Source organism: Rhodonellum psychrophilum GCM71 = DSM 17998 (assembly GCF_000381545.1).
Classification (GTDB): domain Bacteria; phylum Bacteroidota; class Bacteroidia; order Cytophagales; family Cyclobacteriaceae; genus Rhodonellum; species Rhodonellum psychrophilum.
On the sequence record NZ_KB906689.1, the window covers coordinates 1 to 13,836 of the forward strand.

The window sequence follows — 13,836 nt, forward strand, 5'->3', positions numbered from 1 at the left end:
TGGTTTCAAGCCGGACTCCAAAAGGGAGTAACAAGTTGGCGCTGGCTTTAAGAAATGCTGCAAACACCATTGATAAAACCAAAGATGGGGTGTTGACAAGGTTTTTCAAACGAGTGGCTTATCGCAAAGGAAGGGGAGCTGCCATTACCGCAACTGCCAGAAAGCTGGCAGTAATTATCTGGAACATGATTATAAAAGGAGAAAGATACCAGCCCGGTAATTTAGACCAATACCAAAAAGAAATGAAGGATCGAATGATAGCATCAATTAAAAAAAAGATGCTATCACTGAATATGTCAGCCGATGAGTTAAATGCTGCCCTATCATAAGTTAGATGGAAATATGCATTAGATTTCCTAATGGGATTGAAAATTCAAGAATATCAGACTATTGGGAGAATAACGCATTTTACTGATATGGTGAGGTCGGAATTTCGAAACAACTGAAGATGATGAAGCAATTTCAGAATGGAAAAGAATTGGTATACATAACCAAGGTTAAATAAAACCCACCAATTGGATCCCTATTCAAACAAAGGTCATTCGATTCAATTGGTGGATTATTTGTTTCTTTAAATCCTACGTTTCAAATCCATCACCAAATCCTTTTCTTCACCTTTCAGTTTGAGAGCACTGGCAACGCGATCCGGTGAAGGTTTTCCCAAGGAAATAAATACCAAAGTCACGGCAAAAGCAATGGTAAAATTTGGGTTATTTAAAAAATACAATCCGGCAGCACTGATGAATCCGGTCAAAAAAAGAATCCAAAATCTGAACGAGACAGCCTCTGCATAAAGGGAGAATTTTTTGTCCAATTCATGGCCTCCTTTGATTATTTTTTTGGTTGCCGAAGTGAAATGTACCAACTGAAATATCAGAAGCGCTATCACCAATCCAAAAGTGAGGGAATTCCAATAAGACGCCAAATTAAAGCCTCCATAATCAATCGTTCCGTTTTTTGTATATAAATATGAAATCGCAAAAAAAGGAAGCGGAATGGCTATCTGAATCAACACATTCCGCTCCAATTTTCTGTAAATCTCCCTGATTACGGTATTTTCCAATGCTTGATGGTCTGAATCAAATACTTTTATTTAAACTGGGAATTTTTCCCAGTTTACTCAATAACGATTTTCACATCGCTTGAGATTGGTTTGGAGGAGCAGCAGAGGATATATCCTTCTGCAATCTCATTTTCACTTAATCCGGCATCTTCATTCATTTTAACCTGACCAGTGATCAGTTTTCCTCTGCACGCTGTGCACAATCCGCTTTGACAGCTGTAAGGCATATCTACGCCAACGTCCAAACCCGCATCCAAAATGGTCTTCTCCGGCGAGACCTCAAAAATTCGACTTTTTCCTTCCAAAATGACCTCCACTTCGCGGGTCAGTTTGGAAACCGAACCTTCTACGATCAAATTTTCCTTTGTTTTGGAGGCCGGCTCTATAAAGAAACTTTCCTTATGGATATCGGCATTATTCACTTCCATGGCCTCAAGTGTTGCCAAAGAAAGATCCATTAAACCTTGCGGGCCGCAGACATAATAGTTTGTTTTTTCGGCCTCGGGAAAGAAACCTGACTTAAGTTCCGAGATGATTTTTTCGGCATCCAACCTCCCCTTCAGTCCTGTCCATGATGCACCGGGTTGACTAAGGTTATGCACCACTTTCATTCTACCTGGGTATTTGTTTTGAAGTGTGTCCAATTCCTTTTTGAAAATGATCTGTTCTTCAGAACGACTGCAATAAATCAGGGAGATTTTTGATAAGGGTTCATTGACCAATACCGATTTTGCAATCCCCATTATGGGTGTGATCCCACTGCCTCCAGTGATCATCACAAAGTGATTTTGGTTTTTGGAGTGGTATTCCGATGTGAAATTCCCAAGGGGTTTCATGACCTCTATGGTTTTTCCGGGCCTGATTTGGTCGTTGAGATAATTTGAAACCAATCCACCTTTTACCCGCTTCACTGTGATTCCGGGATACGGATCGACAAACGGAGAAGTACAAAGACTGTAGGAACGGCGAACTTCCTTTCCATTTATTTCCAAAACAACTGTTAAAAATTGTCCGGGCTTATATTCCAGGTAAGGATCAGGTTGGTCAAATAAAAGTGTAACCGTATCCGGAGTTTCCTTAATTACTTCCCTGACTTTTAGGGATAAATAATGGTCTCCTCTCGTGCTTTCCGCTTTTTTCTTCTTGAATAAATTAAACATTCTCTCTTATTCTATTTATTTATGCCGTTACCAAACGCAAAATTAATGCAGGAATATTGATTTGTAAGCTTTCCTTGGGATTAATATGCTTTTTGATAACCATTTATATCTTAGTCTGGTTTGGTTCACTTGAAGATTAATTGCGTTTATTGAGAGAAATGCAGATTTAATTGGAATTGGTGGACTTAAAGTCGCTCCTAAAAATTAACTTTGGGATATCAATCACAAACCAAGACATCATGAATTTGAATCCCCTTACCGCAATCTCTCCTGTAGATGGAAGATATGGAAGCAAAACAGCACCGTTAAGCGCTTATTTTTCAGAATTTGCCTTAATCAAATACCGGGTACATGTTGAGGTGGAATATTTCATTGCATTGTGTGAGCTTCCACTCCCACAGCTGAAGTCCCTGGATCAGTCTTTTTTTCCTATTTTAAGAGATTTGGTGAAAAATTTCAATTTGGAGGATGCACAAAACATCAAGGATACAGAAAGAATCACCAACCATGATGTAAAAGCCGTTGAATATTTCTTGAAATCCAATTTCGACAAATTACGTTTAGGGGAATTCAAGGAATTTATCCATTTTGGATTGACGTCACAGGACATCAACAATACTGCAACGCCCTTGATGTTGAAAGAAGGCTTGAATTCCGTGATTTACCCTGCGCTAGAGACAGTCATCTCCCAACTGAAAGCAAGGGTTGAGGAATGGAGAGAAATTCCAATGTTGGCCAAAACCCATGGTCAGCCGGCCTCCCCGACACGCTTGGGAAAAGAATTTCAAGTCTTCGTGGTTCGTTTGGAAAGACAATTGGATTTATTGGCCCAAGTGCCGTATTCGGCCAAATTTGGAGGGGCGACAGGCAATATGAATGCGCACCACGTTGCATTTCCTGAAATTGGCTGGAATGATTTTGCAAACTGTTTTGTGAATGAATGTTTGGGATTGGACAGAAGCTACCCAACCACCCAAATCGAACATTATGATAACTTAGCGGCCACATTTGATGGTTTGAAAAGAATCAACACAATCCTATTGGACCTTTCCAAAGACGTGTGGCAGTATGTATCCATGAATTATTTCAAGCAAAAAATCAAAGCTGGCGAAATAGGATCATCTGCAATGCCTCACAAAGTGAACCCCATCGACTTTGAAAATGCAGAAGGGAATTTGGGTATCGCCAACGCACTATTGGAGCACCTCTCCGCAAAACTCCCGATCAGCCGGCTGCAAAGGGATCTTACCGACAGCACCGTTTTACGGGTGATTGGAGTTCCACTTGGTCATATGCTGATTGCTTTGGAATCGTTGACAAAGGGTTTTGGCAAACTTGAACTCAACGAGAAAGCCATAATGGATGATTTGGAGGACAATTGGGCTGTGGTGGCTGAAGCCATACAGACAATTTTGAGAAGAGAAGGTTTTCCTAAACCTTATGAAGCCTTAAAAGACCTGACCAGAACGAATGAAAAAATCACTGAAATTTCAATAAAAGACTTTATAGATCAATTGGATGTTTCTGATAAAGTCAAATTAGAACTCAAAAAAATCAGCCCATATAATTTTACGGGCATTTAACTTTTTTAATTAACTGATTATCAATTGTTCGTGAATTTTCTTTTAAATATATTGGTCAATGGAAGAGTTTAAAAAATTCCATTGACCAATTAAATAATAATTTTAATTCAGGATTTTATTATTTTGGAAATCAATCCTTCATAGAAGGGATAATTTGTTTGAAAATTTAATTAAAATCCTAGCTGAAACATTGTATGAATAAAACCAAAAACATCTTTTCGCATCTTGGTTCTGACCTTCCTGCCGGATTGGTTGTTTTTCTGGTGGCATTACCTCTTTGCCTGGGAATAGCGCTCTCATCTGGCGCGCCACTTTTTTCCGGGATTATCGCAGGTATTGTCGGGGGAATTGTCGTCGGATCCCTTTCTGGCTCCCACACATCCGTTTCGGGTCCTGCAGCGGGGCTGACGGTGATCGTTTTGAATGCAATTACAGAGCTTCAGGTTTTCAATCTGTTTTTGACTGCATTGGTTTTGGCAGGTGTTTTTCAAATTATCCTGGGCGTGCTTAAAGCCGGGATAATAGGATATTACTTCCCGACTTCTGTGATCAAAGGGATGTTGGCAGGTATAGGCATAATCCTGATTATCAAACAAATACCTTATGCATTTGGAGTAAATGAATCCGATGATCTCAGCAATTATATTCCTTTTGTGAATGATTGGAATGCTGTTTTGGATTTAAAAAACCTATTCAATGTATTGGACCTAGGGGCGATAATAATCACAACCCTATCGTTGCTTATTTTAATTTTATGGGAAAAACCATTTGTAAAAAGAAGCCCAATATTAAAAATAATTCCAGGGCCTCTTTTGGTGGTTTTTTTAGGCATTGGACTCAATAAATTCTTTAAATTTTTTATTCCCGATCTTTATTTGGATTTTGAAGACAAAGTGGTGCTGCCACAAGTGCAGTCATTTGAAGGCTTTTTTGGACTTTTCACCTTTCCTGACTTTTCTGGATTGATGAATGGAGATGTTTGGTTGATTGCCTTTACCATGGCCATAATTGCAAGTTTGGAAACGCTCTTGAGTTTGGAAGCTGCGGACAAAATCGATCCATTAAAAAGAGTGTCCCCACCCAACCGCGAACTATTGGCCCAAGGTACCGGAAACATCATCAATGGACTGATTGGAGGGTTACCTGTTACCGCCGTCATCGTCAGAAGTTCTGCCAATGTCACCTCAGGAGCAAGAACCAGAATGTCTGCAATATTCCATGGGTTTCTTTTACTCGCCAGTGTGTTGTTGATTCCTAGTTTGCTAAACTTGATTCCACTGGCTTGTTTGGCGGCAATCCTGCTTATGGTGGGTTACAAATTGGCGAAAGTATCTTTATTTACCACGCAGGCAAAATTGGGATGGGATCAGTTTCTTCCCTTTATCATCACCATCGTCGGTATCGTGGTTTTCGACCTTCTGATCGGCATTGGCCTTGGAATGGGCGTGGCAATCGTTTATATTCTGTTGAGAAACTTTCAAAATTCCCATTTTCTGGAAGAGAAGGTTTCAGGGAATTCAAATACCATCCATATTGTATTGTCTGAAGAAGTCAGTTTTTTAAACAAAGGTGCACTTATTCAGACTCTTGAAGATATTCCAGAAGGAAAGCATGTAATTATCGATGGTTCCAATTCAAAAATCATCGATTACGATGTTTTGGAAGTCATTGAGAATTTCAAGATTGCCGCCAAAAATAAAAATATCGAAGTGGATACCATCGGCATTCGTTCGGTGAAAATCGGAGGTTTACACTAATGGCAAGAAAATTTCTGCCAGCATACACCTGACACTTCCCCCACCAATCTTCTCGATGGTGGGGATTTTAATGGGTACAATGGTCGTAAATTTTTCTATTGTCTGTATTTGCGCAGCATTTAAGGATTGAAAAGCAGCATGGGACATCACTGTGAATTTTTCGCCTTGGCCATTCTGCAGTTCCAACATATTCCCAGCAAAGTTAAATTTCTGCTTGACTGAAATGGGGATGATCTTTTTACCGCTTTTTTCCAGACTTTTTTGAAGGGCTAGTCTCTCCGAAGTTTTAGGAATACTTTCCAGACATACCACAGCCAAATCAGTCCCCACATGCATCATTACATTGGTGTGATAGATTGGTGATACAACACCCTCAATGGTTTGGGAAGCATCAAAATCCAAAATGGTAAACCCAAGAAGTCTTCCAAAATAATCCAGAGGCACTTCATGTGTCCTAACCGACCTACAGGCATATGCAATACAATTGGCTCTATCCAAAACGAGACTGCCCGTTCCCTCCAAAAACTGCCCGTCTTGTTCAAAAAAACTCAAGTCAACGATTTCCTTGATTTTAAAACCCTTCATCATCAGGATTTCCATCAAGTCATTTCTCCGCTCCAATCTCCTATTGGGTGAGAACATGGGGTAGAAAACCACCTTTCCATCAGAATGGGTACTGAACCAATTGTTGGGGAAAATAGCGTCAGTTTTTCTGGGTTCAGGAGTATCGTCAACTACGATGACATTCATTCCTTTAGCCGTTAAGCTGGAAACAAATGCATCAAACTCTTCCAAAGCCAATTGATTGATTTCATCTGCAGTACGATCATCCCATTTTTGGTAAAAATTGTTTTCTGCAGTTTCTGGATTGAATCCAAAATTTGCAGGACGGATCATCAAGACAGTTGAGGAGGTTTGAGCAATCATAAAACGGAATCAAATTGTGGCCGATGCTCAAATTTAACCCGTTTTATGCATTACCAATTCAATTCTAGCCTAAAAATTCTTCTTCATCAGTCTTTGTTTACTATTTCTGACATTACCGTATTGGTACTCCCTCTTTTTCTCCAAATAGTCTGATTTTCATGCAGGTTCAACCTCATTAGGAAACGCAGTGCATATTTCGGGTTTGACTATTTTTTATCATATCGATAAAGTACCGGCGCTATTCCAAAACTTTTTTCGCTCAAGGTGAAATAGCTGTTTCCTGATGGATGAAACCCTATCGCCTCTCCCTGGGGCTCGGTCTTGTATGGCAATATCAATGGCTTTCGGCCCAATGCCTCAGGGATACTTTCCCCATTCTTTCTTTCCCAATAAAAAACGGTAAAGTAATTTTTAATCAAAATCTGACTTCCATCGGCTGAAATATCGCCTGCCACGGCCATGGTGAAGGGCAATTCCATGACTTTTTCCAAAACATATTGTTCTTTTTCAAATGCTTTTTTTGGAGCTCGGTAAAGTGTATTTGTACTGTCTCTTTTAGAAACAATGAAAAAATCACCGCTTCTGGGATCTACCATCAGGGTTTCTGCGTCTTTTGGCCCGTCAGGGTACGTCAGGGTTAGGGTTTCCGGCTTTATTTCCATTCTCAATTGCACGTTTTTCGGTTCAGGAAACCTGAAAATCTTGATGTTTTTGTGTACGCCGTTATTGTCTCCGATCTCTCCGACATAGACATAAGAAAGTTTTTTATCAGGTCCAGGGCCAACAGCAATGTCTTCCCAGTCTCTATTTTTGACACCTTTCAATTTGATAATCCCTCTGTCCTTGCCCAGTGTATCGGTCAAATAAACATAAGGTTCATGTCCACTATCGTTATGGGTATAGACAATTCCCTTATGGGATCTTGAAAAAGCCAATCCACTTGCCTCGTTAATCTTTTTATTGGCCAATTGACCAATAGCTTTTGGTCCTGAAAAAACTTCATCCTGATAATGCGGGATAATGGGTAAATTTTTGGATTGCGGGATTTTTTCCGAAACCAAATAAGGAACTGTCGCCAGAACAAAAATCACCTTTATCAAATAGTATTTCATAAAATTCATATTTCACTATCCATACAATATGCTTTCCAATTTTGGGGCTTTAACGTTAAGAAAGTTTAAAATATTCATTTGGCCAATCTTCCGAGAAAAGGATGCAGACCATCAGGATGCGATGATTCAAATCCATTCAACCCTCTTCTTTCAAGTAATATTCGCTGTTGAAACCGTTATTTGCATTATCAATTCTACCCTAGCCTGAAATCACCTAATTATCAGTTGGATGTTCCCTGTTTTTGATCTGACCCTATTGAACCATACATTACTTCCCAAATAGACTGATTTTCTTGCCTTTACAACCCCATCAACAAGCCTCAAAATGCAAGTGGGTCCGGGGAACTGGAAAAGCTGGATGTATACTTCAACCCGTTTTATGCATTACGAACTCAATTCAATAGTATATTTAACTGATGTTCAATTAGTTGTTTATTCTTTTTGACTTCATCCTATTGGTGTCAGGAATTAGTCTGATAACAGTCTGATTTTCTTGCAGTTTCGATCTCATGTGAAAACCTAATGCATATTTCGGGTTCAATCAAGATCCCAAAAGGATAAAAAAAAAGCGGTCCAAATTGGACCGCTCCTTCAATAAAATTCTAAATCTATTCTGCTTTTTCTTTCTTATTGACAGTCAGAACCAGTTCTTCACCTTCTCCAGGGTAGTCCGCGACGATTACATCCCCTTCGGACAATTCTCCTTTCAGGATTTCTTCGGCCAAGGCATCTTCCAAATATTTCTGGATTGCCCTGTTTAGAGGTCTAGCACCATATTGTTGATCATACCCTTTCTCTGCAATAAAATCCTTGGCTTTATCCGTCAATTCGATGGAATATCCCAAATCAGTTACCCTATTGAAAAGCTTTTTCAAACTGATGTCGATAATTTGATGAATGTGCTCTTTACTTAGAGAATTGAACACCACCACATCATCCAACCTGTTTAGAAACTCTGGGCTGAAGGCCTTCCTAAGTGCGCTTTGGATAGTGGATTTCATCACTTCGTCCACATTATCCTGTTTTGCTTTGGAAGAGAAACCAATTCCTGCACCAAAATCCTTCAAATCTCTTACCCCAATATTGGAGGTCATGATGATAATGGTGTTTCTAAAATCGACTCTTCTCCCCAATCCATCCGTCAGGATCCCATCGTCCAATACCTGTAAAAGAATATTGAATACATCAGGGTGCGCTTTTTCTATCTCATCCAGCAAAATCACTGAATAGGGCTTTCTCCGGACTTTTTCGGTCAACTGTCCGCCTTCTTCGTAACCTACATAGCCTGGAGGTGCTCCAACCAATCTGGATACACTAAACTTCTCCATGTATTCGGACATATCGATTCTAATCAAGGCGTCTTCTTTGTCGAAAAGATACATCGCCAGCATTTTGGCCAACTCTGTCTTACCGACTCCAGTGGGACCCAAGAAGATAAAAGAACCGATTGGTTTTTTAGGGTCTTTCAACCCAACTCTTGTTCTCTGAATAGCTTTTGTCAGCTTCTTGATTGCATTTTCCTGTCCTACTACCCTTCCTTTGAGCTCTTCCGCCATATTCAGCAGTTTAGCACCTTCTTTCTGGGCAATTCTTTTGGCAGGAATACCGGTCACCATTGCGATTACTTCGGCAACATTGTCTTCCTCTACGACATAGCGTTTGGATTTACTCTCCTCTTCCCAACGGGTTTTGGCATTTTCCAATTGCTCAAGAAGTTTTTTCTCTTTGTCTCGAAGCTGGGCGGCTTCTTCGTATTTCTGACTTTTCACCACCCTATTTTTTTCAACTTTAATTTGCTCCACCTCTTCTTCCAACCTCAATATTTCGTCTGGAACATGGATATTGTTGATGTGCACCCTTGCTCCGGCTTCATCCAATATATCGATGGCTTTATCCGGGAGGAATCTGTCGGAAATATACCTATCCGATAAAATGACGCATGCTGCGATCGCTTCAGGGGTGTAGATTACATTGTGATGATCCTCATACTTATCCTTGATATTGTGGAGAATCTGAATGGTTTCTTCTGGAGTGGTCGCGTCGACCAAGACCATCTGAAACCTTCTGGCCAAAGCACCGTCCTTCTCAATATATTGTCTGTATTCGTCAAGTGTGGTGGCACCGATACATTGGATTTCTCCTCTGGCCAAAGCCGGTTTGAACATATTGGAAGCATCCAAGGAGCCACTGGCCCCTCCGGCCCCAACGATGGTATGCAATTCGTCAATGAAAAGAATCACGTTCGGAGATTTCTCAAGTTCATTCATGACCGCTTTCATCCTTTCCTCAAATTGCCCACGGTATTTTGTACCTGCGACAAGAGAGGCGAGATCCAAAGTGACCACACGTTTGTTGAACAAGACTCTTGAAACTTTTTTCTGGATGATTCTCAAGGCCAAACCTTCCGCGATTGCGGTTTTACCCACACCGGGTTCACCGATCAAAATCGGATTGTTTTTCTTTCTTCTGGAAAGGATTTGTGCAACCCGCTCGATTTCTTTTTCCCGACCAATGATGGGGTCCAATTTATCGTCCTCGGCCATTTTGGTCAAATCCCTACCGAAATTATCCAAAACCGGAGTCCTGGATTTTTCAGCTCCTGATTTTGAGGATCCCGAAGAACCACTGGAAGAGGAACCAAATAATTTTGATCCGTCCTCGTCCGGATCGTCCGCTTCTGCTTTTGATCTTGGTCCCGTATCTGTTTGAAATTCTAACATTTCTTTGACCGAATCGTAGGTCGTGTCGAATTTGTGTAAAATTTGGGTGGCAATGTTGTCTTCATCCCTCAATATGGAGAGCAAGAGATGCTCAGTTCCTATCAATTGACTTTTGAATATTTTTGCCTCCAAATAGGTGATTTTCAATACTTTCTCTGACTGTCTTGTCAAAGGTATATTGGCAAGGTTTTTTACATTGTGATTGGCTGTGCCTTTAACGGCACGTTCTACCGAATTTCGCAGTTCATCCAATGGGACTCCCAACTTTTTCAATATGGAAACCGCCACACCTTCTCCCTCACGAATCATTCCCAGCAAAAGATGCTCTGTTCCAATGTAATCGTGACCCAATCGTAAAGCTTCTTCACGACTGAGAGAGATCACCTCTTTGACTCTGTTTGAAAATTTTGCTTCCATTTATATCCTCTCTAGATGATTTGAAATCTATATTAATGTTACCGAATTTGTTTTAAAAACACAATCCTTTCGCTCTTTGTTCAATCATTTTTTTGAGACTTGGTTAGAATCTCCTTGGATTCCGGTCCCGCGCAAAACAATAGATCGATTATGCTAAGGTTTGGAACAAATTCTGATCCAAATAATTGGGAATACTGCGTGGGCATAAGAATATTTCTTGCCTCAAAACCCTCCTTGGGATGGATTATTCCACGCATATCGGTGACATTCGGCTGCTCACCGATTATTTCCATGTATTTTACCGAAACTTCCAATTTCAATAATTTTAGACAAACTGTCAGCAACTCAAGATTTAACTCAGACAATTTTGTCAGGTTTTTTGCGAACACATCTTCAATATACGGAAAATAAAACTCATAAAACGGCGCTTTTCCATAAGCGCTTTGAATTCCGCGAAGATGTATGTTCTTCCATTTCTGATTGTAGTCGATCTCTACCTCTGCGAAATTAACTTTTTTATTCCCTCCTATCACTGGCAAACTTATATTTTCAACCTTATTGGCCAACCTGATCTGGGTCCGATTTCTAAAAGTCTGCTTTTGGTATCTTTCCTTAGAATCCAACCAAATCTCTTGGTGGCCTTGGATCGCTACAAAATATTCAATTGGCGGTAGGTACAATAAATCGGTGATGATAGGCATGGGACGTGGTTACAAGAACTAAGGAACTATATTTCAAACTTGGTTTAAAAAAAACAATATCAATTGGAATAATTTGAGTTGGCTATTTGTCTTCATCAAGTTTAATGTCGCAGATTTTAGTAACCATTTAAACCGAGGATTAACAAGTTGGTTTTGAAAGAATTCCCTTAATCTCAACAGAATGGAGATTAAAGGATATCCTCCACATTCCCCAAACCCTGTCTGACGATTTGCATTTCATCTCCTGTACAGTCCAAGATGGTAGAGGCAACATTGTTTCCATACCCTCCATCTATCACGATATCGACCAAGTCGCGGTATTTTTCATAGATCAATTCCGGATCGGTACTGTATTCAATGACATCATCCTCATCCCGGATGGAGGTAGTCAAAATGGGATGTCCCAACTCCTTCACGAGAAGTCTTGGGATGGAATGATCCGGGATTCTAATACCTATGGTTTTCTTTTTACTATCAAGGATTTTGGGAACCTGGTTATTCCCTTCCAGAATAAAGGTGAAGGGACCTGGCAAGGCCTTTTTCATCATTTTAAACACCGCCGTATTCAAGGCTCTGGTATATTCCGAGATATTGCTAAGGTCATAGCAAATAAAGGAAAAATTGTGTTTTTTGGGATTGATGCCCTTTATTTGGCAAATACGCTCCACTGCTTTTTGGTTATGGATATCACAGCCCATGCCATAAACCGTGTCTGTGGGATAGATGATGACACCACCATTCCTCAGAACCTCCACAATTTTTTGGATTCTTTTGGGATCTGGGTTTTCAGGATAAATTTTAAGGAATTCTGCAGCCATGATTCAAAAATTTAAAGGTGAAGAAGCTTGGCGCTTCATGGAATGAAATGAATGTTTTGGAGGGAAAACCATTCGATAAAGTTTTTTACAATAGGAATATCTGCGGCGGACCAATCCAACTCCGAAAGCCTTTCTACATCAAGCCAAAGGACTTGATGATGTTCTTTTAAGATCAATTCCCCTCCGGAATAATTGCATAGAAAAGGAATCAATTCAATTTCCTTCTCTTTGGAAAAGCGATGTATATTGACTGGAAAAGCATGAATGACTTGAATTGTAATGTTAAGTTCTTCCAAGATTTCACGCATCAGACAACCTTCGGCAGATTCTCCGCTTTCGATTTTACCCCCTGGGAATTCCCATTTCAAGGGCAATGCCATTTTTTCGCTTCTTTGTGCAACGAGCACCTTTCCCTCTTTCAATATGATGGCACAAGATACAGGTATAATTCGACTCATCACTTTCATCATTTAGTAAGCCTATCAACAAAAATCCCTATTTTTGTGTTGATTCAAATGGATTTCGTCAAAAATTATGCTTGAGGATAAAAAAACAAAAATTTACATCGTCCTTATTATCACCGCTTCGGTATTAATGACCTCCCTTTCCTTCTATTTCTACCAAGCATTTTTCAGTCCCAACACGCTATTAGAGAAAGAGGAACCATATCTGCTGCATATCGCCAGCAATTCAACATTTAAGATGGTCTCGGATAGTCTTTATGAAAAAGAAATCATTCATGATGTCATTACCTTTAGCTTTGCCGCCAAAGTGATGGGCTACCAAGATGATGTCAAGCCTGGTCAATACACCATCACTCCAAGAATGAGCAATATGAATCTGGTCAAGTTGCTGGGTTCAGGCAAACAAACCCCAGTTCGACTTACTTTTAACAATGTCCGAACCAAGGAAGACTTGGCCGAAAAAATCACCAAAAACCTTGAAATGACCCAAGCTGACTTTTTGGCCCTCCTCAAGGATTCCCTCAATATCCGAAAATTCGGTTTTGAAGAAGAAACCATCATGGCCATGTTCATCCCCAATACCTATGAAGTTTGGTGGAACACAAGTCCCGAAAACCTGTTTGACAGAATGTATAAGGAATATGGGGTGTTTTGGACAGAAGAGAGAAAACAACAGGCTTCAGCCATCGGTCTTTCACCCAATCAAGTCTCAACATTGGCTTCCATTGTACAGGCAGAAACCCAGAAATCAGATGAAAGGCCAAAAGTGGCTGGCGTCTACCTGAATCGGCTCCGGATCAACATGGCCTTGCAGGCAGATCCTACACTTGTGTTTGCCACCGGGGATTTCGAAATCAAACGGGTACTCAATGTCCACAAAGAAATAGACAGCCCTTACAATACCTACAAATACACGGGATTGCCTCCTGGCCCCATCAATCTCCCTGAGATTTCGGCATTGGATGCGGTGCTCAAACCCGAATCGCATGAATATCTTTATTTCTGTGCAAAAGAAGATTTTTCGGGGTATCATTCCTTCGCCTCCAATCTGAACGACCACCTCAACAATGCCAGGAGATATCAAAGCGCACTGAACCAAGCAAAAATTTATTGA

At 40.4% G+C, this 13,836-nt stretch carries 11 protein-coding genes and 1 pseudogene; 4 read left to right on the top strand and 8 right to left on the bottom strand.

The genetic code is table 11. The features are described from left to right. Positions 1 to 329: pseudogene (locus F824_RS0119780) on the top strand (IS110 family transposase); the annotation flags it as partial. Positions 330 to 571: 242 nt separating this feature from the next. Here the strand turns inward: F824_RS0119780 and F824_RS0119785 are convergent. Together F824_RS0119785 and F824_RS0119790 are read right to left on the bottom strand one after the other, a co-directional pair. Then, positions 572 to 1,063: a hypothetical protein gene (locus tag F824_RS0119785; protein WP_019599676.1), complete on the bottom strand. Its 492-nt coding sequence runs from the start codon at positions 1,061 to 1,063 to the stop codon at positions 572 to 574. A 53-nt stretch (positions 1,064 to 1,116) separates the two neighbouring features. Continuing rightward, positions 1,117 to 2,223 (bottom strand): ferredoxin--NADP reductase, encoded by a 1,107-nt coding sequence (locus tag F824_RS0119790; RefSeq protein WP_019599677.1) that lies wholly within the window; start codon positions 2,221 to 2,223, stop codon positions 1,117 to 1,119. Between the two features lie 239 nt (positions 2,224 to 2,462). Here F824_RS0119790 and purB point away from each other — a divergent pair, with 239 nt between their 5' ends. Together purB and F824_RS0119800 are read left to right on the top strand one after the other, a co-directional pair. Next, entirely contained in the window at positions 2,463 to 3,806 is a 1,344-nt protein-coding gene (gene purB, locus F824_RS0119795) for an adenylosuccinate lyase (RefSeq protein WP_019599678.1), read from the top strand. A gap of 194 nt (positions 3,807 to 4,000) precedes the next feature. Next, on the top strand, positions 4,001 to 5,563 hold the full coding sequence (locus F824_RS0119800) for a SulP family inorganic anion transporter (RefSeq protein WP_019599679.1): 1,563 nt from the start codon (positions 4,001 to 4,003) through the stop codon (positions 5,561 to 5,563). Here F824_RS0119800 and ctlX read toward each other — a convergent pair. From ctlX to F824_RS0119835, 6 genes are all read right to left on the bottom strand, one after another. Continuing rightward, positions 5,555 to 6,490, bottom strand: coding sequence for a citrulline utilization hydrolase CtlX (gene ctlX, locus F824_RS0119805; RefSeq protein WP_019599680.1), 936 nt, complete (start codon positions 6,488 to 6,490; stop codon positions 5,555 to 5,557). The genes F824_RS0119800 and ctlX overlap by 9 nt on opposite strands. A gap of 206 nt (positions 6,491 to 6,696) precedes the next feature. Next, the gene (locus tag F824_RS0119810; RefSeq protein WP_139189896.1) at positions 6,697 to 7,602 is read right to left on the bottom strand and encodes a hypothetical protein; all 906 of its coding nucleotides are present in this window, start codon (positions 7,600 to 7,602) and stop codon (positions 6,697 to 6,699) included. A 608-nt stretch (positions 7,603 to 8,210) separates the two neighbouring features. Beyond that, complete coding sequence (locus tag F824_RS0119820; RefSeq protein WP_019599683.1) at positions 8,211 to 10,739, bottom strand: ATP-dependent Clp protease ATP-binding subunit; 2,529 nt, start codon at positions 10,737 to 10,739, stop codon at positions 8,211 to 8,213. An 80-nt stretch (positions 10,740 to 10,819) separates the two neighbouring features. Continuing rightward, the gene (locus tag F824_RS0119825; RefSeq protein ID WP_019599684.1) at positions 10,820 to 11,440 is read right to left on the bottom strand and encodes a WbqC family protein; all 621 of its coding nucleotides are present in this window, start codon (positions 11,438 to 11,440) and stop codon (positions 10,820 to 10,822) included. Positions 11,441 to 11,628: 188 nt separating this feature from the next. Next, on the bottom strand, positions 11,629 to 12,258 hold the full coding sequence (locus F824_RS0119830) for an L-threonylcarbamoyladenylate synthase (RefSeq protein WP_019599685.1): 630 nt from the start codon (positions 12,256 to 12,258) through the stop codon (positions 11,629 to 11,631). Positions 12,259 to 12,293: 35 nt separating this feature from the next. Then, on the bottom strand, positions 12,294 to 12,716 hold the full coding sequence (locus tag F824_RS0119835) for a (deoxy)nucleoside triphosphate pyrophosphohydrolase (RefSeq protein ID WP_139189897.1): 423 nt from the start codon (positions 12,714 to 12,716) through the stop codon (positions 12,294 to 12,296). 76 nt (positions 12,717 to 12,792) lie between these two features. On the opposite strand from F824_RS0119835, the gene mltG reads away from it, so the two are divergent. Continuing rightward, a complete protein-coding gene (gene mltG, locus F824_RS0119840) occupies positions 12,793 to 13,836 on the top strand; it encodes an endolytic transglycosylase MltG (RefSeq protein ID WP_019599687.1) in 1,044 nt (347 codons plus the stop codon).